Genomic DNA, 21,354 nt, shown 5'->3' with positions numbered 1-21,354 from the left:
GTTTCACCTCGTGGAAAGCGATGCTGTGCACCTGTAGGAGCCAGCAAGCCGGCTCCTACAGAGAGGGCGAGGGTCAGAGGTACGTCGTGGTCAGGCGAATGTCCGCCTCGATCAGGTCCTTGGGCGGCGGCGTCGGTTCGATGCCGCACAACCGGGCGATGTTGTTGCCCAGGTAATCCTCAAGGTGGTCCTCATCGATGCCCAGGCCTTGCGGCGCTGGCGAGCACAGCACCTCCAGTTCCCGCAGCCACATGCCCGGTTCGTTCGGCGGCGAATCGGTGCCGAACACGATCTTGTTGCGCGGCAGGTCCTTGGCGAACTCGACGATCCGCGACTGGAAGCACCAGCCCGATTCGCAGTACACGTTCGGCGTGTCCATGGCCATCCAGAACGCCTCGAACGAGTAGTTGCCCCCGGTCTGGATGCCGAAGTGACCGATGATGAAGTTGACCATCGGGAATTCGCGGATGATCGGGTAGAACATCGTCGGGATGGTGTACGGCCCGTCACCGGTGTGGATCAGCACCACAATGTTGTACTTGGCGCAGACCTTCATTGCCGGGCGCAGCCAGTCCAGCGCCCGGTCCGGACGATAGCCGTGCATGTTGGCGTGCAGCTTGAGCATCTTGAAGCCGTATTCCTTGATGTGGAATTCCAGCTCCGCCGCACCGTTTTCCGGTCCCCAGCGCGGGTTGAAGTTGAAGTTGCCGATGAAGCGATCCGGGTACTTCACGCACAGCTCGGCAACGTACGACATATAGTCGCGCACGCCTTCGCGGCCCCGGCGGTTGCCGTCGCGATAGCCGGTGTTGCCCGGTGGCGGCTGGATGAAGCCCATGTCGATACGGCGCGGCTTGCCGTTGATCATGTACGGGCCGTCCATCAGCTTGAGCATGCGCTCGCCGGTGAACGGTTCGCCGGTGTGGCGCCAGGCCTCGTCGACCAGGTTGGTTGGGTGCAGATGGGTATCGATAATCATCGGTTCAGCTCCTGGCCAGTTGCGTGGTGACAGGGCGCTTGAGTTGCGCCTCTGCTTCGGAAACGGAACGCGGCGGCGGGGTCGGTTCGAGGCCGATCATCCGTGCGGTGTTGTTGCCCAGGTACTCTTCGAGGGTGTCTTCGTCGAGGTTCAAGCCCTGTGGCGGCTCGTGGCACAACACCTCCAGCAGGCGCAGCCACATGCCCGGTTCGTTCGGCGGGGTGTCGGTACCGAACAGGATTTTGTGGGTCGGCAGGACCTTGGCGAATTCGACGATCCGCGATTGCAGGCACCAGCCCGATTCGCAGTAGACGTTGGGCAGCTCCATTGCCCATTGCATCGGTTCGAACACGTAGACGCCGCCGGTCTGCACGCCAAAGTGCGCCATGATGAAATCGACGTTGGGGAACTCCTTGATCATCGGCACCCATTCAGACGGGATGCTGTAAGGCCCGTCACCGGTGTGCAGCTTGACCGGGATACCCAGCTCGGCACATTTTTCGAAGGCCGGGCGCACCCAGTCCAGGGCGCGGTCGGGACGGTAGGCATGCATGTTGGCCTGCATCTGGACCATCTTGAACCCGTGTTCCTTGACGTAGCGCTCGATCGCCTCGACGCCGTTTTCCACGCCGCAGCGCGGGTTGTAGACGAAGCAGCCGATGAAACGGTCCGGGTAGGTCTGGACCATTTTCAGGGTGTAGGCCATGTAGGCGTCGATGGACTCGCGGCCGCTAAGGTCGCCGTCGGTCCAGGTGTAAATGGTGTTGCCTTGCGGTGGCTGGATGAAGGCTTTGTCGATGCGGCGAGGTTTGCCGTTGACCATGTACGGGCCATCCATCATCTCCAGCAGACGCTCGCCGGTGAACGGGTCACCGTCATGCCTCCAGGCGAGGTCCACCAGATCGGTGGGATAGCAGCTGATATCGATGATCATTGAAGTCGATCTCCTGATAGCGGGGTAGGGAACCTTGCGGTTCACAGCAGCCACGTCCCGGGCAATCGGCCATTTCTATGCGCAAAGAGTCACGCATTCCCTCGCCTGGTCGCATCCGGCTCGGGACGCTGGCTGCTTGGGGGGAAGTATTGGAAGGGGGTGTCGGGTTCGTACAATATTAATTGGGCGAGGGGTTGATATGCGTTCGATATGGTTTTGTGTTGACTGGGCGGGCCTCATCGCTGGCAAGCCAGCGCCCACAGTGATCGATGGTGATAATCCAATTTGTTGCACACCACAAAAACCAGTGAAGCTGGCAAGCCAGCTCCCACAGTGATCGATGGTGATAAGCCAAGTTGTTGCACACCACAAAAACCAGTGGAGCTGGCAAGCCAGCTCCCACAGTGATCGATGGTGATAATCCAATTTGTTGCACACCACAAAAACCAGTGGAGCTGGCAAGCCAGCTCCCACGGTGATCGATGGTGATAGGCCAGTTTGTTGCACACCACAAAAACCAGTGGAGCTGGCAAGCCAGCGCCCACAGTGATCGATGGTGATAAGGCAAGTTGTTACACACCACAAAAACCAGAGGAGCTGGCAAGCCAGCTCCCACAGTGATCGATGGTGATAACCCAAGTTGTTACACACCACAAAAACCAGAGGAGCTGGCAAGCCAGCTCCCACAGTGATCGATGGTGATAAGGCAAGTTGTTACACACCACAAAAACCAGAGGAGCTGGCAAGCCAGCTCCCACAGTGATCGATGGTGATAATCCAATTTGTTGCACACCACAAAAACCTGTGGGAGCTGGCTTGCCAGCGATGGCGTCAGTGTTGTGTAAGCAAGGCCAATTGCCTGACCGCCTCAACCACCGGCGCCACCCGTTCGGCTTGCCCCGGTGGCCACACCGCATACAGGTTGTAATGCGCCGCAATCTGCGCCTCGTTGAGCGCCACCAACCGCCCGCTGCGCAGCGCATCCGCCGCCAGCAACCCACGCACCAGTCCGGCACCGACACCGGCCTCGGCCGCTGCAATCAGGTTCGCCGCGTTATCGAACACCACCCGCGCCGGTGGCTCGCTCGGTGGCATGCCGGCCGCATCCAGCCATGGAATCCACGACCGTCTCGTGTAGCCCAACAGAGGCAATTCAAGGATCTGCTGCGGGCTCAACGGCAGCTGCAGCCCGTGACGTTCCAGCAGCGCCGGCGACGCCACCGCCATCACCCGATCGCCGCAAATCTGCGTCATCTCGCAGTCTTCCCAATCGCCATAACCGTAGCGCAAGGCGAGGTCCACACGCTCGAACGCGCTGCGATCCGAGCGCGGCATCGACAACAGCACCACCTCATGATCGGGCAACAGATCCAGCAGTTGCGGCAAGCGCGGGTTGAGCCAGCTCTGGGCCAGTTCACTGTCGACATCCAGGGTCAGGCGTTGCGCCACGCTGCGGTTTTTCACCGAAGACAGCGCCCGGTCGATCTGCGCCAAGCCGTCGGACAGCACACTGGCGAACAGTTGCCCGGCATCGGTCAGGTTGCTGCCGCCGCCTTCGCGCACAAACAGCGGCTGGCCGATGAAGTCTTCAAGGGCGCGAATTTGCTGGCTGATGGCGCTGTGGGTCAGGTCGAGCTTGCGCGCCGCGCTGGAGAAACTGCCGCTGCGCGCCGCCTGGATAAAGGCGCTCATGGACTGCACCGACGGGTATCGCTTGTACATGCTGTTAGTCCTACTTACACAGGATGGCAGAAATCGTCGCTGGCCCCGTTTTCACAAGGCTTCCAATAATCGATCACCAGGCCTGCACAAAGACGGGCCGCTCTCTTGGAGCCTGACAATGATCGAATTCACGGTAAACGGCGAACGACACGAGCTGGTAGAGACATCGCCCTCCATGCCCTTGTTATGGGTGTTACGTGACCACTTGAAACTCACCGGCACCAAGTTCGGTTGCGGCATGGGCCTGTGCGGTGCCTGTACCGTGCACCTGGACGGCGTGGCAGTGCGCTCCTGCCAGCTCCCGGTCGCCGCCGTCGCGGGCCACAGCATCACCACCATCGAAGGCTTGTCGGCGACTGAACAGCACCCGCTGCAACTGGCGTGGGTAGCCGAAGATGTCCCGCAATGCGGTTACTGTCAATCCGGCCAGATCATGTCCGCCGCCGCGCTGCTCAACACCGGCGCGGCGGTCACCGACGATTCGATTCGCAATGCCATGTCCGGCAACCTGTGCCGTTGCGGCACGTACGGGCGCATCAACAAAGCGATCAAACGCGCGGCGTCCGCGTCGAAGGAGGCGTGATGATGAATTCGCAGATCAATCTCGCGCGGCGTGTCTTTCTCAAGCAAACCGCGACCGTGACTGGCGGTCTGGCGATTGCGTTTTATCTGCCTTCGGGGCTGGCTGCGACGGACCCGAAAGCCCCGGCACCGGCAGGCGAATTCGAACCCAACGCCTGGGTGCGGATCCTGCCCGACGGCACGGTGAAACTGGTGGTGCACAAGCACGACTCCGGCACCGGCACGCACACGGCTCTGGCTGCTTGCGTGGCCGAGGAACTGGGCGTCAACCCGATGACCGTGCAGGTGATCTCGCCCGAAGATCCGTTTTTCGAAACCTACATTCATCCGATCTGGAAAGTCTTCTCCACGGGCGGCAGCACCAGTGTGTCGCTGGAGTACGACCGCCTGCGCATGGCTGGGGCCACGGCCCGGGCGTTGCTGATCACAGCGGCGGCCAGGCAGTGGAAAGTCAGCCCCGACAGCTGCAGCACCGACGAAGGCCGCGTGGTTCATCTGGCGAGCAAACGCAGCCTGGGTTACGGCGAACTGGCGGGCGTTGCCGCACACTTGCCGGCACCGGCCAAGGTCACGCTCAAGGATCCGGCGCAGTTCCAGTACATCGGCAAGCTGCGACATAAACGCGATGCCCAGGCCAAGGTCTGCGGACGCTTCAAGTACAGCATCGACGTCGAGTTGCCGGACATGTTGGTGGCGGTCATCCAGCGTACGCCAGTGGTCGGGGCGAAAGTGCTGTCGGTGGATGCTGCCGCGACCTTGCAGGTGCCTGGCGTGCGCAAGGTGCTTGCGGTGCCGGGACGGCCGGATGTGCTCGGTGGCAACGTCGAAGGCGTGGCGGTGCTGGCCGACAACTATTGGGCGGCGCATCAGGGCAGGGCGCTGCTGAAGGTGCAATGGAGCGAATCGCTATTGGCCGGTTTCGACAGCGATGAGCTGGTCAAGGCCCAGTTGGCAGCGCTGGACGACAAAGGCGCGCAACGGGTCTCCGCCATGGCAGCGGGTGATGTCAGCGCGCAATGGCCGGTCGCCGCCAAGCTGCTCGAAGCCGATTACCGCATGCCGTACAAAGTGCAGAATCCGCTCGAGCCAATCTGCATCACCGCGCAGGTCAAGGACAACGCCATCACCTATTGGGGCGGTGTGCAGGTGCCGTCTTCGGCACTGGAGGCGGCGCAAACCGTGTGCAAGATCGCCAAGGACAACGTCACCATCAACGAAATGGTGTCCGGCGGCAGCTTCGGTGCGCGGGAGGCCAAGTATTGGTTGTTCGAAGTCGCCTATCTGGCGCAACAGGCCAAAGTGCCGGTGAAACTGATGAACAGTCGCGAAGACGAAATGCGCTCACTGTTCATGCACCCGGCCACGCTGCACCGGGTCAAAGGTGCGCTGGATAAACAGGGGCGGCTGACCGCGTTGCAGCTCAATGCGGTGTCGCCAGCCTCGCCGGAACAATGGGAGCCGGGTTACTTCGAGCGTCCGGACAAGATGGATTACAGCACCACCGAAGCCATCACCGCCTGGGACTTCGCCTATCGTCCGGCGAACCTCGACCTGGTCTGGGTCAAGCATGAAAGCGATGTGCCCAGCGGCTGGTATCGCTCGGTGAGCTTCATCCCCAATGTGTTCGCCGTGGAAAGCTTCATGGATGAACTGGCCAACGGCGCCGGGCAAGACCCGTTGGCCTTTCGCCTGGCCCATATGCACGACCGGCCACGGCATGTCGCCGTGCTCAAAAGCGCCGCCGAACGCGCCGGGTGGGGCCAGCCGTTGCCAGAGGGCACGGCATTGGGGATCGCGACCAATCAGGGCTACACCAGTTTCATCGCCGTGGTCGCGCGCCTGTCAATGCAGGATGGCGCGATCAAGGTCGACAAGCTCACGTGCGTGGTCGATTGCGGCCTGGCGGTGTCGCCCGGTGGTGTCGAAGAGCAGATCTACGGTGGCCTGATGTGGGGCCTCGGTCATGCCTTGTTCGATCAACTGGACATCAAACAGGGCAGGGTAGTGCAGAGCAACTTCCATGATTATCGGGTGCCGCGCATGTCGGACATGCCGGCGGTGGACATCCTGCTGGTCGACGGCGAACCGGCCAAACCCGGTGGCGTCGGCGAACTCGGCAGCCCGCCGGTGGCCCCGGCCATCGCCAACGCCTTGTTCAGTCTGACCGGGGTGCGTCAGCGCTCCACACCACTGAACCTGGGCTGACCGGCATGGACCTGCGCTTGCTGCGTTACTTCATGGCGCTGGCCGAAGAGCTGCACTTCGGTCGCGCCGCCACCCGGCTGCACATCTGCCAGCCACCGCTGAGCCAACAGATTCGCCTGCTGGAGGAGGAACTGGGCACGCCGTTGTTCGAGCGCAGCCACCACCGGGTCGAACTGACCGCCGCCGGGCAGATGCTCAAGGAACAGGCGCCGCTGGTGTTCGAACAGCTCAACCGCGCGCTGGACCTGACGCGTCAGACCGGCCGCGGCCAGCTGGGCGAACTGGAAATCGGCATGATCAGTTCGGTCATGGTCGGTGTGCTGCCTCGGGCCTTGCACCTGTTTCGCGAGCGCTATCCGCAGGTCAACTGGCGACTGCACGAAATGACCCCGGCGGCGCAGGTCAAGGCGTTGAAGGAGAAACGCATCGATGCCTGTGTGTTCCGGGTCGGCTATGACGATCCGCAGTTGCGCAACGAACTGCTGATCTACGAGCCGATCCGGGTGGTCATGCCGGTCGATCATCCGCTGGCCAATCGAGAAACCCTGGCCCCCGCGGATCTGGCGCAGGAGCCCTTTGTCGCCCTGGAACTGAAGCAATCAAGGTTCGCCGATTTTCTGTTCCAGTGCTGCATCCAGGCCGGGTTCACCCCGCTGATCCGTCAGCAGGTGATCGAGGTGCAAACCTTGCTCAGCCTGGTACGCGCGGGGTTTGGCGTGGCCTTGCTGCCGGCGTCCATCGAGCAACTGGCGCCGGCAGGCCTGGTGTTTCGACGCCTGACCCCCGCGTTGCCGGAAGTGCCGCTGTACGCCACGTACCGCGCGGACGACGACTCACCGGTGCTCAAATTGTTTCTCGATACGTTGCGTGAGTTGGTGCTGCAGGACGCCCGCTAGCTGTATTTGTAGGCGCTGGCTTGCCGGCGAAAGCGGTGGAGCATCCAACACTTTAGTGGGCTTGCGAACGCCATCGCCAGCAAGCCGGCTCCTACAAAGGTTCTTCGCACGATCATAAACGCCAGCGGTCGTAGACTTCACAGGGTCATAACATGTGTGGAGCCACAATGAGCCAGGACGTCCTGAGCACCGAAACCAATCGCCGCCAGTTGCAGCAAATCATCGCCGGGCTGTCCGACGGAGTCATCGTGCTCGACCCCGATCAGAGCATCCTTTGGGCCAATGATGCGGCACTGGCCATGCACGGCGTCGAACAGGTCAGCGACCTCGGCGCCAATGCCAAGGCCTACGCCAAGCGGTTTGCCCTGCGCTACCGCAACAACCATGTGGTGCCGGTCGACAGCTACCCCATCAACCGCGCTGCCCGGGGTGAGACCTTCAGCGACGTGCTGGTCGAGCTGACCTGTGCGCAGGACCAGGAGCAACGCAACTGGGTGCATCGCGTGCGCAGCCTGGTGTTGACCGACAGCCGAGGCGAGCCGGAATCCCTGGTGCTGATCATGGACGACGTCACCGATTGGGCCAGCGCCGAGCACCGTTTCGAAAAAACCTTCTCTGCCAACCCCGCGCCGGCGGTGATCTGTCGTCTCAGTGATTTGCGTTACATCAAGGTCAATCCGGGCTTCCTTGAGATGACCGGTTTTACCCGTGATCAGGTGATCGGCACGTCCACCTACGAGCTGGACGTGCTGGAGCAGGCCGAAAACAAGGCGTTGGCCAAACAGCGCCTGCGCGAAGGGACCACCATCCCGCAAATGCAGGCCGAGTTGCGCATGGCTGATGGCACAGGCAAACAGGTGATCGTCGCCGGTCAACCCCTTGAACTCAACGATGAGCCTTGCATGTTGTTTTCCTTCGTCGACATGGAACCGCGGCACAAGGCTGAAGTTGCCTTGCGCCAGAGCGAGGAGCGTTTTGCCAAAGCCTTTCGCCTATCCCCGGTGCCCATTCTGCTGTGCGGCGCGGGTGATCAGATCGTGCTCGATGTCAACGAGGCGTTTCTCGACACCCTCGGTTACCCCAGTGAAGAGGTCTTGGGCGAGAGCATTGCGCAGATCGATTTCTTCGAAGACAAGAATGCCCGAACGCGGCTGTTCTCGGCACTGGAGAAAACCGCAAGTCTTGATCGCATCGATGTTCGGGTGCGCAAGAAAGACACTGAACTGATTGATTGCGCGGTGTCCGCCGACACCGTGAACATTCAGGAAAAGCCGTGCTATCTGCTGGTGTTGATGGACATCACCGAGCGCAAGCGCACCGAACTGGAACTGGTAGCGGCGATTGAAGAAGTGATGAAAGACGCTTCGTGGTTCAGCCGCACGCTGATTGAAAAGCTGGCCAACGTGAAGAGCGTCAATTCACCGCGATTGCCCAGCATTTCCTTCACCGACCTGACAGCGCGGGAGCGTGATGTACTGGGCCTGATCTGCGAAGGCCTGGCCGACAAGGAAATCGCCGCGCGCCTGAAACTGGCGCCCAATACCGTACGAAATCACGTGGCAACGGTGTACTCCAAGCTGGATGTGCACAGCCGCAGTGAAGCGATCGTCTGGGCGCGCGAGCGAGGACTGTTTGCTGGAGCCTGGCGAAATAGAGGGCAGCGTTAAGGTGCAAATGCACTAAATCTCAGGGTGCAATTTAATGTGTTTACCCATTGCCGCGGCTTTTAGGCTGTTGGAGGAGGGCAGGTGTTCGCGGATCGTCTGCCTGTCTCCTTCAAAACCGCTAAAGGAACGGCCTGATGAACCTGCAACACCACGAATTACACCGCCAGGGGCAATCGCAATGATTACGCTGGCCCAACTGCGGACCCTGATCGAACACAATTTTTCACCGCTGGCCTGTGAGTGCAGCATCTCTGGTGAGCACTCATTGACGGTCAAGCTCTACCACCCGGTTTCGGGGCGTGTGGACCTGGTGGTCAGTGGCTTGGACATGACAAGGCTGCAATCGGCTGAAGCAGTGGCGACGCTGATTGAAGAATTACGCTACGAATTGCAAAGCAATACCCTGCATCGTCCCGATCCAGTGATGTAAGAACTGCCAGGTTTTCATGGCCCTGGTCACTGATTGGGCTATAAGTGATACGCGAATAATTTTTTTGTGACAGGTCTGTGGATTTCGCGCGCAGGTTTTGTTGTCACAAAAAAGTGTCGATCACTTATCGCGGGTCAACCTATGAAAAATCTTGGGAAACGCGTTTGTACACCTCTGTCGCTGGCATTCTGCGTAGCGATCCTCGGTGGTTGCGCCAGTCCGCCGCCACCTCCACCGGTCACCCCACCGCCGCCACCTGAGCGTACCTGCCAGACCATGGATAAAACCGATGTCCTGGGCGATGTGCGTGGCGAAAATGGCGAGGTGACACGAGTCACCACGACCACTCGCTGTATCACCCAGTAGAGAAAACACACATAACCTGTGGGAGCGAGCAAGTTCGCTCCCACAGGCAGTTGTGCTGTCTAAACCATCAGGACAGGAAACCGCCGTCCACGTTCAGCGAAACACCCGTGGTGTAGCTGGAGGCGTCGCTGGCCAGGTACAGCACGGCGCCGGCCATTTCGCTCGGGTCGGCTACGCGCTTGAGCGGGATTTGCTGCAAGGCGGTGTTCAGGATCGCCTCATTCTTGACCAGTGCCGAAGCGAACTTGGTGTCGGTCAGACCCGGCAGCAGCGCGTTGCAGCGGATGCCGAACTGCGCGCATTCCTTGGCGAAGACCTTGGTCATGTTGATGACCGCCGCCTTGGTTACCGAATAGATGCCCTGGAAGATCCCTGGCGAAACGCCGTTGATCGAAGCGACGTTGATGATGCTGCCACCACCGTTTTCGCGCATCAGCTTGCCGGCTTCCACCGACATGAAGAAGTAGCCGCGAATGTTCACGTCGACGGTTTTCTGGAACGCGCCGAGGTCTGTGTCCAGCACGTTGCAGAACTGCGGGTTGGTGGCGGCGTTGTTGACCAGGATGTCCAGGCGACCGAACTGTTCCTTGATCCCGGCGAAGACCTGGCTGATCTGTTCCATTTCGCCAATGTGGCAGGCGATGGCGGTGGCTTTGCCGCCGGCAGCGATGATCGCGTCGGCCACGTGCTGGCAACCGTCGAGCTTGCGGCTCGAGACAATCACATGGGCGCCTTGCTGGGCCAGCAGTTTGGCGATGGCCTCACCGATGCCACGGCTGGCGCCGGAGACGAATGCGATTTTGCCGTCGAGGTCGAACAACTGAGTCTTGGACATGGGATTCCCTTGTAATGAAGTCTTGTTATGGGGCCAAAGGCGGCGTCAGAGGCTGGATTTCTGGATGACCTGCAAGCTCATCTGCTCCAGCAATTTGTTCATGTGAATGAACTGCGCGAAGCGTTTGTCCTGGGTCTGGCCATGGAAGAAGCGGTAGTAGATCTGCTGCACGATGCCGGCCAGGCGGAACAGGCCGTAGGTGTAGTAGAAATCGAAATTGTCGATCTGGATGCCGGAACGCTGGGCGTAGTAGTCGACGAACTCGCGGCGGGTCAGCATGCCCGGGGCGTGGCTCGGCTGACGGCGCATCATCTGCACCGGCGCCGGGTCACCGGCTTCGATCCAGTAGGCGAGGGTATTGCCCAGGTCCATCAGCGGGTCGCCGAGGGTGGTCAGTTCCCAGTCGAGCACACCGATGATCTGCATCGGATTCTTCGGGTCGAGGATGACGTTGTCGAAGCGGTAATCGTTGTGAACGATACTGGAGGTCGGGTGATCGGCCGGCATCTTGTCGTTGAGCCAGGCCTTGACAACGTCCCAGTGCGGCGCATCGGGGGTCAGGGCTTTTTCGTAGCGGTCGCTCCAGCCTTTGATCTGCCGCGCCACATAACCTTCAGGCTTGCCGAGGTCGCCCAGGCCATAAGCGTTGTAGTCGACCTGGTGCAGCTCGACGAACTTGTCGATGAAGCTCTTGCACAGGGCTTCGGTTTTCGCTGAATCGAGCCCCAGTTCCGGTGGCAGTTCCGAGCGCAGGATGATGCCGTTGACCCGTTCCATCACATAGAACTCGGCGCCGATCACCGATTCGTCGGTGCAGTGCACATAGGCTTTCGGGCAGTACGGAAAACCGTCGCGCAACTGATTGAGAATGCGAAATTCGCGGCCCATGTCATGGGCGGATTTGGCTTTGTGGCCGAACGGCGGCCGACGCAGGACAAACTCCTGCCCGGGGTATTCCAGCAAATAGGTAAGGTTCGACGCACCGCCCGGGAACTGGCTGATTTGCGGCAAGCCGCTCAATCCCGGAATGTGGGCCTTGAGGTATGGATCGATCAGGCTGGCATCGAGTTCTTCGCCGGTACGGATACGGGTGGACTGGTCAGTAAGCGCCATGCTTATCCCTTCTGCTTATTTTGGAGGCCAGACATCATTGGCTAATCTAATGGTGCGCCTTGGGAGCCACAAGCGCGACACGGTCTTATAGGTTAGCGTGTTGCCGGATAATCAGTGATCCTGATGTGTATGCACCCACATCGGATCAGCCTCCCTGACGCCCGCGAGCCTCCTTGCTCAAGCGGGTTCTGCGTCAGAACGACTTGCTGACGCTCGCCACTACCGTGGCGCTGCAAACGTCATCGAACCCCCAGTTGCTGACGCACTGGCTTTTCGACAGGTCGGTGTCGATGTAGCTCAGGCCCAGCATCACGCCAGCCAGTTCGTGGGTCAGCTTGACCTCCCATTCCCGATACGAATCTTCAGCCTCACCGGAGCGTGAGTAGAGGTGCGGGTCCTTGAAGTCCATGTCGCCGTAGCGCAGTGTCAGGCCGACATCGTAGGGCAACTCGGTTTCATAACCGACATAGCTGTAGAGCGAGTTCTGCTCGCTGTTGATACCCGGCGCATCGGCGGAGTAATAGGCCCCGAGTTTCACCCCGTAGACGCTGAGAATGCCGTAGGCCTCGCTCTGGTTGAACTGGCTTTCCTTGGGATACGTGTACTTCAGATAGCCGATGTCCAGGCTCACATCATCCGTGGCCTGCCACAGCCAGCCGGCGTAGTAATCGACTTCCTGCCGGGTTTTCAGGCCACCGCCGAAATCGACGTTGGAACTCCACGCGCCCAGATACAGGCCGCTGCTGTGGGCCAGGGTTGCACCGGCCTGCAATGCGGGATCGTTCTGGGTTTGCGAGATGCCGCGGGTGCGATAGTCGCTGGCCAGGGCCACGTCCAGCAGCAGGGAGAAATCATCGTTCAGGGGTATGGCCTGGCTGCTCAAGGGCAACAGGCTCAAGGAACCGAGGGCGAACAGGGTCAAGGCTTTCATCAAAGGCATTCCGCTATTGTGATTGTTATGGGCAGATGTCGGGCAAGGCTGCGCCAGGCCCCGGGTTGGAAAACACGGGGTCGGGCAGCGAAGTGCTTGCAGCTTTTATTAGAGGGTCGGTGCGTAGACCTGACGGCCGGCGAACCAGGTTTGCAGCACTTGGGTGTCGTGCAGGGCTTTCTCATCGACGCTGAAGACGTCGCGGTCGAGGACGATAAAGTCGGCCTGTTTGCCAGCGCTCAACGAGCCGATGGTCTTGTCCAGGCCGATGGTGCGCGCAGCGTTGAGGGTGTAGGCATAGAACATGGTTTCGCGGTCGATGCGCTCATCGGCGTTGAGCACGCCCAGCGGGCCGACCCGGGTCATGGCCTGGGCCATGGCGTTGAACGGGTTCGGCGAAGACACCGGCCAGTCGCTGGCGCCGGCAATGGTCGCACCCTGTTTGAGCAGCGAGTGCGCCGGGTATTGGTAACGGAATGCCTGGGCGCTGACGTACGGCTTGATCATGTCGGTGGTGTAGTCGTCGGCGGCAGCCCAGAGCAGTTGCATCGAGGCAATGACGTTGAGCGGCTTGAACCGGGCGAACTCCTTGGGGTTGACCATTTGCAGGTGCGTGACGGAGTGCGTCACGCCGCTCTGGCGGTCTTTGCGCGCCTGCTCGATCCCGTTCAGTGATTCACGCACCGCACGGTCGCCGATGGCATGGATGTGCACCAGCCAGCCCCGCTGGTCGATGGCGCTGACCAGCGCGCCGAAATGCTGCGGATCGATCAGCAACTCGCCCTGTTTGTGCGAATTGCTGTAAGGGTCGATCATCGCCGCGCTCTGCGCCGGGTATTCGATCACGCCGTCGGCGAAGATCTTGATGCCGGGCAGCGTCAGGTTGGGAATGCCCTGGAACTGTTGGCGGACCTTGTCCAGGGTGTCGAGATCGGCGGGAACGCTTTTGCCGTTGGCCACCAGCAACGCCGCGACGTGGGCGGTCATGCCGCCGCTTTCAGAAAGTGCCTTGTACACCGGCAGCACGCCGACGGTTTTTTCCGTGGGCTTGAGGGCGAAAATCGGCTCGCCGGGAGCGGCGTTGGCGGCGGGGTCCATCCACGCGGTGATACCGACGCTGTTGTTGTAACTCACGGCGGTTTGCGCCGCTTTGAGCATGTCGGCGGCGCTCGGTGCCGGCATTTTCGACGCTACCCGATCCCAGCCTGCATCGACCAGAAAGCCGTTGGGCCTGCCGTCCTTTAGCTTGCCAATGGTGCCGTCTTCAGCCGCCGGCAATGACTTGATCAGCGCGGCATCGACCCCGGCACGCTTGAGCATCACATCGTTGGCCCAGGCCGTGTGGTGGTCGCTGCCGGTAAAGACCACGGGCACCTTGGCCCATTCGCCGCTGTTGAATGTCTTGCCCAGCGCTTCGGCTTGCGCCCAGTACGCCGAGCTCATGCCGGCGATACTCAATACATCACCGTGCTTCGCCGTACCGTCATCGCGCCAGGTACGCAGGCGTTTTTCCAGTTCATCGAGTTCGACCACTTCGTCGGCCATGTTGGCAGAGACCCTTTCCAGGCCACCGAAAATCGCGTGGGAATGGCTGTCGATCAAGCCGGGCATCAGCGTCTTGCCGTCCAGGTCGATGACCTTTGTTCCAGACTCGATCAGCGCCTTGATCTGCGCATCGCTGCCGACTTGCAGCACTTTGCCGTCCTGAACCGCCAGCGCCTGAACCTTGGGCTGGTTGCGGTCGGCGGTGAAAATCTTGCCGTTGAATAACACCAGATCAGTCGCTGCCATGGCTTCCAACGAGGCAAAACTGACAGTGGCCATTAATAGATTCGGGATGAATCTTTTCATTGAATGTTTCCTTGTTATTGCGTCTGATGGCCAGATTAGTGGCTTGCTGCGCTCGGCAGAACGCCTCACTCACGAAAAACGTTTTTGCCTGAATGGAAAAAGAATGGACAAGCTGGGTGCATTGAAAATGTTCGTGGTCACCGCGCAACTGGGCAGTTTCAGTCGCGCCGCCGAGCAGTTGGGCAAGACCCCCTCAGCCCTGACCAAAGCGGTCAATCACCTCGAGGCGGAGCTTGGCGCCCGGCTGTTTGAGCGCAGCACCCGACGGATTTTGCTGACGGAATCCGGCCGGCTCTACCTGGAAACCGCACGTCAGGTGTTGCAGCGACTGGAGGAGGCTGGAGAGGAAATCGAGCAGTTGCAGCATGGTTTGCGCGGCAGCCTGAAAATCACCGCACCGCTTGCATATGGGCAGGCTTTTCTCGATCAGGTGTGCGGTGGTTTTCTTGAGCAATACCCGCAGATCAACCTGCAAGTGGACCTGTGCGACGAGTTCGTCAATCTGCTGGAAAGCGGCTACGACCTGGCGTTGCGTGAAGGGCATGACGACTTGCCAGGGTTGATCGCGCGCGTGGTCGGCAGCAATCGCCTGGCGCTGTGTGGCAGCCCGGAGTATCTGGCGCGCAAGGGGCTGCCGGTCACCCCGCAGACCCTCGATGACCACGAATGGTTGCTGTATCGCCACCCGTTGCTCAGCCGGGATTTCTGGTGGGTCGAGCGCGATGGCCAGCGCCTGGCCCTGCCACAACCGTTGGCGCCACGCTTGCGCAGCGACAATTACGACTTGCTGCTGGCCAATGCCCTGGCCGGGCGCGGGTTGCTGCATACGCCGTTGTGGAGCGCCGCGCCCTATATCGCCGATGGGCGACTGGTGCGGCTGATGGCCGACTACGACATCGACCCGGACAGCTTCGGCCCGCACATTCTGGCGGTGTACCCGAGCCATCGGCGGGCAACGGCCAAAGTGCTGGCATTCATCGATTACATCGCAGCGTTTCTGGCGTCCCGTGGATTGAGTTGACTGGCGGTCCTTGCCAGGAAAATGGCAAAAGAGTACAAATGTACTCCATGACCCATCTGACTCCCCGCCGTACCGCCATCCTGACCTTTATCCGCGAGCGCATCGCGGAGCACGGTCAATCCCCGAGCCTCGCTGAAATCAGCGAGGCGTTCGGCTTCGCCTCCCGCAGCGTGGCGCGCAAGCATGTGCTAGCGCTCACCGAAGCCGGGTTTATCGAGGTCAACCCGAATCAGGCCCGGGGCATTCGCCTGATCGGGCAACCGCCGCGCCCCGAGTTGCTGGACATCCCGGTACTCGGCCGAGTGGCGGCGGGTGCGCCGATCGGGGCCGATGCCGACATTCATAGCCGTTTGCTGCTCGATCCCTCGATCTTTTCCCGGGTGCCGGACTACATGCTGCGGGTGCGCGGGGATTCGATGATCGAGGACGGCATTCTCGACGGCGATCTGGTAGGCGTGCACCGCAATCCCGAAGCGCTCAACGGCCAGATCGTCGTGGCGCGCCTCGACGGCGAAGTCACCATCAAGCGCTTCGAGCGGGTCGGCGACACGGTGCGGCTGTTGCCGCGCAACCCGGCCTATCAGCCGATCATCGTCGAAGCCGACCGCGACCTCGCCATCGAGGGGGTGTTCTGCGGCCTGGTGAGACAAGGCTGATGGGCGCCGTCGTTGCGTTGGATACGCTGTTCAATGGTGGCCAGGTCTGGAAGGGCCGGCCTGCGCCGCCGGCCGTCAGCCCACAACCCACCGGGCATGCCGCGCTGGACGCGGCGCTGCCCACGGGCGGCTGGCCCGAGGCGGCGCTGACCGAGATTCTGCTGAGCGGGCAGGGCGTCGGCGAGCTGCAACTGGTGTGGCCGGCGCTGGCGCGATTGTCGGCGGCAGGCGAGCGCATCGTGCTGGTGGCGCCGCCGTACGTGCCGTATCCCCAGGCCTGGCAGAGTGCCGGGGTCGATCTGCGCCAGTTGTCGATCATCCAGGCCAGCGAGCGCGATGCGCTGTGGGCCGCGGAAGAATGCCTGCGTTCGGGCAGTTGCGGCGCGGTGCTGTGCTGGCCGCACAAGGCTGATGACCGCGCCTTGCGCCGGTTGCAGGTGGCGGCGGAAACCGGCTCGACCCTGGCCTTCGCCTATCGTTCGCTCAGTGAAGCGGTCAACCCTTCGCCTGCGGCGCTGCGCATCGCCATCGATGCCAAACCGGCGCAATTGCGCGTGCTCAAGTGTCGCGGCGGGCTGGCCCGTTCGGCGCCGATTGCTTTCGCCGTAGGGCATTGAGGTTGTCATGCGCTGGGTTTGTATTCTTTTCCCGCAATTGGCGCTGGACGCGGTATTGCGTCAACGCGCCGACCCCGATGAGCCACTGGCGCTGCTGACCGGCCCGGCCCAGCGGCGGATGCTGCAAGCGGTCAACGGTCCGGCACGCGAGCTGGGCCTGCGCCCCGGTCAGTCCATGAGCGCCGCCCAGGCCCTGAGCAAAGGATTCGCCACGGCGGAGTACGACGTCGCCGACATTGAACACTGGCAGCAGTTTCTGGCGGCCTGGGCCTATCGGTTCAGTTCCCAGGTCAGCGTGCATTATCCGCGGGCGCTGGTGTTTGAAATCGAATCCAGCCTGGGCCTGTTCGGCGACTGGCCGCAATTCGAGGCACGCCTGCGCCGGGAGCTTGGCGAGCTGGGCTTTCGTCACCGCATTGTCGCTGCGCCCAACCCGGCGGCGGCGCGAATGTTGGCCAATGCCTATGACGGCCTGGTGGTGCCCCATGATCAAGCCTTGCAGTATCACCTCGGGCAAATGCCCGTCGACCGCATTGGCCTGGAGGCCGGCGTCGCCACGGCCTTATCGCGCATGGGGCTGCGCACCTTGAGCCAGGTGCAGGCCTTGCCCCGGCACAGCCTGGCCCGGCGTTTCGAAGCCCAGGTACTCAGGCATCTGGACACCTTGCTCGGGCAACGGCGCCTGGCGCTGGCGTTCTACCTGCCGCCGGACCGCTTCGATGTGCGCATCGAACTCAATTTCGATGTGCAGTCCCATCAGGCCTTGTTGTTTCCATTGCGCCGCTTGACCGGCGACCTGTCGGCGTTTCTCTGTGGTCGTGACAGCGGCGTGCAGCGTTTCGACCTGCACCTGGAACACGCCGGATTGCCGGACACGGTGATCAAGGTCGGTCTGCTCAGCGCCGAACGCGACCCGGCGATGCTCTTCGAATTGGCCCGGGGGCGGCTTGAGCAGGTTCAGGTCGAGGCGCCGGTGCGCGGGTTTCGCCTGCGCGCTGAAGACTTGCCGGCCTTCGTGCCGCAGTTTCAGGAACTGTTCGACGATCGCCCGCAGCAATCCTTGCCCTGGGAACAACTGCGCGAACGCCTGCGTGCACGGTTGGGGGATGAGGCGGTGCATGGCTTGCGCTTTCAGGCCGATCACCGCCCCGAGTGCGCGTGGCAGGCCAGTGCCGACAGCCAGCCCTGCGCAGCATTCCCGACCGTGCAGCGCCCGGGCTGGCTGCTGACCGAACCGCTGACGGTGCATGAGGGTTCGACCCGTATCCTCATGGGGCCGGAGCGTATCGAGTCCGGCTGGTGGGACGGTGATGACGTGCGCCGTGATTACTACCTGATCGAAACCCGCGCCGGCCAGCAGGGCTGGGCTTATCGTGTGGTCGGCGAGGACGGTCCGTTGTGGCTGCAAGGCTGGTTCGCATGAGTGCCGGGTATGCCGAACTGCACTGTCTGTCGAACTTCAGTTTCCAACGCGGTGCCTCCAGTGCCCTTGAACTGTTTCAACGGGCGAGAAAACAGGCTTACCAAGCCCTGGCGATCACCGACGAGTGCACGTTGGCCGGGATCGTCCGGGCCTGGCAAGCGGCGAAATCCGTAGAGTTGCCGCTGATCATCGGCAGCGAAATTCGCATCGAAAACGGCCCGAAACTGGTGCTGCTGGTGGAGAACCTCGAGGGGTATCAGACGCTGTGTCGGTTGATCACCCGCGCCCGACGTCGCACACAGAAAGGCCAGTACCGGGTATTGCGTGAGGATTTCAGCGAACCCTTGCCGGGGCTGTTGGCGTTGTGGGTGCCCGATGTGGTCAATGACGTCGAACAGGGCCGCTGGTTGCTGCAGGTTTTCGCCGATCGTCTGTGGCTGGCGGTGCAATTGCACCGGTGCCAGGACGATACCCGGCGCCTCAACGACCTGCTGGCCCTGGCCCGGGAACTGCGGATTACGCCGGTGGCCAGCGGCGATGTGCACATGCACGCGCGCGGACGCCGGGCCTTGCAGGACACCATGACCGCGATCCGCCATCACTTGCCGGTGGCCGACGCCGGGCTGCGCCTGCACCCCAACGGTGAACGGCATCTGCGCAGCCTCGATGTACTGGCCAGTCTGTATCCGCAAGCCCTGCTCGACGAAACACTGGCCATTGCCCGACGCTGCACGTTCGATCTCGGCCAGTTGCGTTATCAATATCCTCGGGAGTTGGTCCCTGATGGGCATTCGGCCTCATCGTGGTTGCGCGATTTGACAGAAAAGGGTATCGCCTGGCGTTGGCCAAAAGGCCCGAAGGTCGAGGTGCTGAAGCAGATCGACAAGGAACTGGAGCTGATTGCCGAACTGGGTTACGAAAGCTATTTCCTGACGGTCCACGACATCGTGCGTTTCGCCCGTGACCAGCAGATTCTCTGTCAGGGACGCGGTTCCGCCGCTAACTCGGCGGTGTGTTTTGCCTTGGGCATCACCGAAATCGATCCGGATCGCACCACGTTGCTGTTTGAGCGTTTTCTTTCTAAAGAGCGCAACGAACCGCCGGACATCGACGTCGATTTCGAGCACGAGCGGCGTGAGGAAGTCTTGCAGTACGTGTTCCAGCGTTATGGCCGGGCCCGCGCTGCGCTGACGGCGGTGGTCAGCACCTACCACGCGGCGGGCGCGGTGCGCGATGTGGCCAAGGCGTTGGGTTTGCCACCGGACCAGATCAACGCCCTGGCCGACTGCTGCGGCCACTGGAGCGACGAAACCCCACCGGTGGAACGCTTGCTCGAGGGCGGTTTCGACCCCGAGAGCCCGGTACTGCGACGGGTGTTGAGCCTGACGGGGCAACTGATCGGTTTCCCCCGGCATCTGTCCCAGCACCCGGGCGGTTTCGTGATTTCCGAGCAGCCGCTGGACAGCCTGGTCCCGGTGGAAAATGCCGCCATGGCCGAGCGCACCATCATCCAGTGGGACAAGGACGACCTCGACGCGGTGGGCCTGCTCAAGGTCGACATTCTCGCGTTGGGCATGCTCAGCGCGATTCGTCGCTGCTTCGACCTGTTGCGCCACCACCGAAACCTCGACCTGAGCCTGGCGACGATCCCGTCCGAAGATGCGGCCACCTATGAAATGATCGGTCGCGCCGACACCATCGGCGTGTTTCAGATCGAATCACGGGCGCAGATGTCGATGCTGCCGAGGCTGCGGCCGAAGACGTTTTACGACCTGGTGATCGAGGTGGCGATCGTGCGCCCCGGGCCGATCCAGGGCGGCATGGTGCACCCGTACCTGCGACGGCGAAACAAGGAAGAACCTGAAGTGTATCCGTCGCCGGAACTGGAAGTGGTGCTCAAGCGCACCCTTGGCGTGCCGCTGTTCCAGGAACAAGTGATGCAGATCGCGATTGTCGCCGCCGACTACAGTCCCGGTGAGGCCGACCAGTTACGCCGCTCCATGGCCGCCTGGAAACGCCATGGCGGGCTCGAACCGCACAAGGAACGGCTGGCGGCCGGGATGAAGAAAAACGGCTATAGCGCCGAGTTCGCCGCGCAGATTTTCGAGCAGATCAAAGGCTTCGGCAGTTATGGTTTTCCCGAGTCCCACGCGGCGAGTTTTGCCTTGTTGACCTACGCCAGTTGCTGGCTGAAATGCCACGAACCGGCGGCGTTCGCCTGTGCGCTGATCAACAGCTGGCCCATGGGCTTCTACAGCCCGGACCAGATTCTGCAGGACGCGCGTCGCCATCACTTGCAGATTCGCCCGGTGGACGTGCGTGCCAGCGACTGGGATTGCAGCCTGGAACCGGTCACTGGCGCGCAACCGGCGATTCGCATGGGCCTGCGGATGATCAAGGGCTTTCGTGAGGACGATGCCCGGCGTATTGAAGCGGCCCGTAGCACAGGCATGTTTGCCGACATCGCCGACCTGGGTGAGCGAGCGCGACTCGATGCTCGCGCCCAGGAACAACTGGCCGATGCGGGTGCGTTGCGCGGGCTGGCGGGTGATCGTCATCGGGCGCGCTGGGAGGTCGCGGGGGTACAGAAACAGCTCGGTTTGTTTGCCGGTCTGCCGAGTCAGGAGGAGGGCGTAATCGTGCTGCCCACACCCACCGTCGGCGAAGACCTGCAGGCCGATTACCACAGCCTCGGGACCACCCTCGGTCCGCATCCGCTGGCGTTGCTGCGCGCAGAGCTGAAAGCCCGGCGCTGCCGCAGTTCGAAGGAACTGCTGGATGTGGAACATGGACGCCCGGTCAGCGTCGCCGGGCTGGTGACCGGCCGACAACGGCCAGGCACCGCCAGCGGCGTGACCTTTGTCACCCTGGAAGACGAGTTCGGCAACGTCAACGTGGTGGTCTGGCGCGACCTGGCCGACCGGCAGCGAAAGGTGTTGGTGGGTTCGCAGTTGCTCAAGGTCGATGGCCGCTGGGAAAAGGAAGGCGAAGTGCGCCACCTGATTGCCGGACGCTTGAGTGACCTGAGCTCACTCCTGGACGGCATCAGCGTGCGTAGCCGGGATTTCCACTGAAGCATGGTGAGCTGGGGTTTGTGGCGAGGGCGCTTGCTCTCGCTGGGCCGCG

General features: G+C 61.8%; 17 protein-coding genes. 10 read left to right on the top strand and 7 right to left on the bottom strand.

From position 1 onward, the window contains the following. Window positions 1–73: 73 nt before the first annotated feature. The 3 genes from KHO07_RS15195 to KHO07_RS15185 form a co-directional block, all read right to left on the bottom strand. Window positions 74–979 (bottom strand): amidohydrolase family protein, encoded by a 906-nt coding sequence (locus KHO07_RS15195; RefSeq protein WP_053158646.1) that lies wholly within the window; start codon window positions 977–979, stop codon window positions 74–76. Between the two features lie 4 nt (window positions 980–983). After that, window positions 984–1,913: an amidohydrolase family protein gene (locus tag KHO07_RS15190; protein WP_150732737.1), complete on the bottom strand. Its 930-nt coding sequence runs from the start codon at window positions 1,911–1,913 to the stop codon at window positions 984–986. Between the two features lie 831 nt (window positions 1,914–2,744). Then, window positions 2,745–3,635: a LysR substrate-binding domain-containing protein gene (locus KHO07_RS15185; RefSeq protein WP_212624741.1), complete on the bottom strand. Its 891-nt coding sequence runs from the start codon at window positions 3,633–3,635 to the stop codon at window positions 2,745–2,747. Between the two features lie 118 nt (window positions 3,636–3,753). Between KHO07_RS15185 and KHO07_RS15180 the strand changes: the two genes are divergently transcribed. The 5 genes from KHO07_RS15180 to KHO07_RS15160 all read left to right on the top strand — a co-directional run bounded on the left by KHO07_RS15180 (window position 3,754) and on the right by KHO07_RS15160 (window position 9,415). Then, a complete protein-coding gene (locus KHO07_RS15180) occupies window positions 3,754–4,218 on the top strand; it encodes a (2Fe-2S)-binding protein (protein ID WP_150732739.1) in 465 nt (154 codons plus the stop codon). Next, window positions 4,218–6,422 carry a molybdopterin cofactor-binding domain-containing protein gene (locus tag KHO07_RS15175; RefSeq protein ID WP_212624740.1) on the top strand — a complete coding sequence of 735 codons (2,205 nt, stop codon included), beginning with the start codon at window positions 4,218–4,220 and terminating at the stop codon, window positions 6,420–6,422. The genes KHO07_RS15180 and KHO07_RS15175 overlap by 1 nt, the downstream gene beginning before the upstream one ends. Before the next feature lie 5 nt (window positions 6,423–6,427). Further along, complete coding sequence (locus tag KHO07_RS15170; protein WP_212624739.1) at window positions 6,428–7,318, top strand: LysR substrate-binding domain-containing protein; 891 nt, start codon at window positions 6,428–6,430, stop codon at window positions 7,316–7,318. 167 nt (window positions 7,319–7,485) lie between these two features. Continuing rightward, window positions 7,486–8,985: a helix-turn-helix transcriptional regulator gene (locus KHO07_RS15165; RefSeq protein ID WP_212624738.1), complete on the top strand. Its 1,500-nt coding sequence runs from the start codon at window positions 7,486–7,488 to the stop codon at window positions 8,983–8,985. A 178-nt stretch (window positions 8,986–9,163) separates the two neighbouring features. Next, entirely contained in the window at window positions 9,164–9,415 is a 252-nt protein-coding gene (locus KHO07_RS15160) for a DUF1652 domain-containing protein (protein WP_150732743.1), read from the top strand. 433 nt (window positions 9,416–9,848) lie between these two features. Here the strand turns inward: KHO07_RS15160 and KHO07_RS15155 are convergent, their stop codons facing one another. From KHO07_RS15155 to KHO07_RS15140, 4 genes are all read right to left on the bottom strand, one after another. Beyond that, on the bottom strand, window positions 9,849–10,616 hold the full coding sequence (locus tag KHO07_RS15155) for an SDR family oxidoreductase (protein WP_075944780.1): 768 nt from the start codon (window positions 10,614–10,616) through the stop codon (window positions 9,849–9,851). Between the two features lie 45 nt (window positions 10,617–10,661). Then, window positions 10,662–11,729, bottom strand: coding sequence for a phosphotransferase family protein (locus KHO07_RS15150; RefSeq protein WP_212624737.1), 1,068 nt, complete (start codon window positions 11,727–11,729; stop codon window positions 10,662–10,664). A 193-nt stretch (window positions 11,730–11,922) separates the two neighbouring features. Beyond that, window positions 11,923–12,660 (bottom strand): TorF family putative porin, encoded by a 738-nt coding sequence (locus tag KHO07_RS15145; RefSeq protein WP_212624736.1) that lies wholly within the window; start codon window positions 12,658–12,660, stop codon window positions 11,923–11,925. 108 nt (window positions 12,661–12,768) lie between these two features. Further along, window positions 12,769–14,511 (bottom strand): amidohydrolase, encoded by a 1,743-nt coding sequence (locus tag KHO07_RS15140; protein ID WP_212624735.1) that lies wholly within the window; start codon window positions 14,509–14,511, stop codon window positions 12,769–12,771. A gap of 103 nt (window positions 14,512–14,614) precedes the next feature. On the opposite strand from KHO07_RS15140, the gene KHO07_RS15135 reads away from it, so the two are divergent. The 5 genes from KHO07_RS15135 to KHO07_RS15115 are packed head-to-tail and all read left to right on the top strand — an operon-like array spanning window position 14,615 to window position 21,302. After that, window positions 14,615–15,532, top strand: coding sequence for a LysR family transcriptional regulator (locus KHO07_RS15135; RefSeq protein WP_150732747.1), 918 nt, complete (start codon window positions 14,615–14,617; stop codon window positions 15,530–15,532). Window positions 15,533–15,570: 38 nt separating this feature from the next. After that, window positions 15,571–16,188, top strand: coding sequence for a transcriptional repressor LexA (gene lexA, locus KHO07_RS15130; RefSeq protein ID WP_212624734.1), 618 nt, complete (start codon window positions 15,571–15,573; stop codon window positions 16,186–16,188). After that, entirely contained in the window at window positions 16,188–16,805 is a 618-nt protein-coding gene (imuA, locus tag KHO07_RS15125) for a translesion DNA synthesis-associated protein ImuA (RefSeq protein WP_212624733.1), read from the top strand. Before lexA ends, imuA begins: the two co-directional genes overlap by 1 nt. Window positions 16,806–16,812: 7 nt before the next feature. Beyond that, entirely contained in the window at window positions 16,813–18,228 is a 1,416-nt protein-coding gene (locus tag KHO07_RS15120; protein WP_212624732.1) for a DNA polymerase Y family protein, read from the top strand. Further along, the gene (locus KHO07_RS15115) at window positions 18,204–21,302 is read left to right on the top strand and encodes an error-prone DNA polymerase (RefSeq protein WP_212624731.1); all 3,099 of its coding nucleotides are present in this window, start codon (window positions 18,204–18,206) and stop codon (window positions 21,300–21,302) included. Before KHO07_RS15120 ends, KHO07_RS15115 begins: the two co-directional genes overlap by 25 nt. The last annotated feature ends 52 nt before the right edge of the window (window positions 21,303–21,354 follow it).

The organism is Pseudomonas sp. PP3 (genome assembly GCF_905336995.1).
Classification (GTDB): domain Bacteria; phylum Pseudomonadota; class Gammaproteobacteria; order Pseudomonadales; family Pseudomonadaceae; genus Aquipseudomonas; species Aquipseudomonas reinekei.
The sequence above is the reverse complement of the archived record's forward strand: the minus strand, read 5'-3'. Positions and strand labels throughout refer to the sequence as shown.

Coding starts and splice junctions, on each gene's coding strand:
- KHO07_RS15195 (WP_053158646.1), bottom strand. CDS start 979: ATGATTATCGATACCCATCTGCACCCAACCAACCTGGTCGACGAGGCC.
- KHO07_RS15190 (WP_150732737.1), bottom strand. CDS start 1,913: ATGATCATCGATATCAGCTGCTATCCCACCGATCTGGTGGACCTCGCC.
- KHO07_RS15185 (WP_212624741.1), bottom strand. CDS start 3,635: ATGTACAAGCGATACCCGTCGGTGCAGTCCATGAGCGCCTTTATCCAG.
- KHO07_RS15180 (WP_150732739.1), top strand. CDS start 3,754: ATGATCGAATTCACGGTAAACGGCGAACGACACGAGCTGGTAGAGACA.
- KHO07_RS15175 (WP_212624740.1), top strand. CDS start 4,218: ATGATGAATTCGCAGATCAATCTCGCGCGGCGTGTCTTTCTCAAGCAA.
- KHO07_RS15170 (WP_212624739.1), top strand. CDS start 6,428: ATGGACCTGCGCTTGCTGCGTTACTTCATGGCGCTGGCCGAAGAGCTG.
- KHO07_RS15165 (WP_212624738.1), top strand. CDS start 7,486: ATGAGCCAGGACGTCCTGAGCACCGAAACCAATCGCCGCCAGTTGCAG.
- KHO07_RS15160 (WP_150732743.1), top strand. CDS start 9,164: ATGATTACGCTGGCCCAACTGCGGACCCTGATCGAACACAATTTTTCA.
- KHO07_RS15155 (WP_075944780.1), bottom strand. CDS start 10,616: ATGTCCAAGACTCAGTTGTTCGACCTCGACGGCAAAATCGCATTCGTC.
- KHO07_RS15150 (WP_212624737.1), bottom strand. CDS start 11,729: ATGGCGCTTACTGACCAGTCCACCCGTATCCGTACCGGCGAAGAACTC.
- KHO07_RS15145 (WP_212624736.1), bottom strand. CDS start 12,660: ATGAAAGCCTTGACCCTGTTCGCCCTCGGTTCCTTGAGCCTGTTGCCC.
- KHO07_RS15140 (WP_212624735.1), bottom strand. CDS start 14,511: ATGAAAAGATTCATCCCGAATCTATTAATGGCCACTGTCAGTTTTGCC.
- KHO07_RS15135 (WP_150732747.1), top strand. CDS start 14,615: ATGGACAAGCTGGGTGCATTGAAAATGTTCGTGGTCACCGCGCAACTG.
- lexA (WP_212624734.1), top strand. CDS start 15,571: ATGTACTCCATGACCCATCTGACTCCCCGCCGTACCGCCATCCTGACC.
- imuA (WP_212624733.1), top strand. CDS start 16,188: ATGGGCGCCGTCGTTGCGTTGGATACGCTGTTCAATGGTGGCCAGGTC.
- KHO07_RS15120 (WP_212624732.1), top strand. CDS start 16,813: ATGCGCTGGGTTTGTATTCTTTTCCCGCAATTGGCGCTGGACGCGGTA.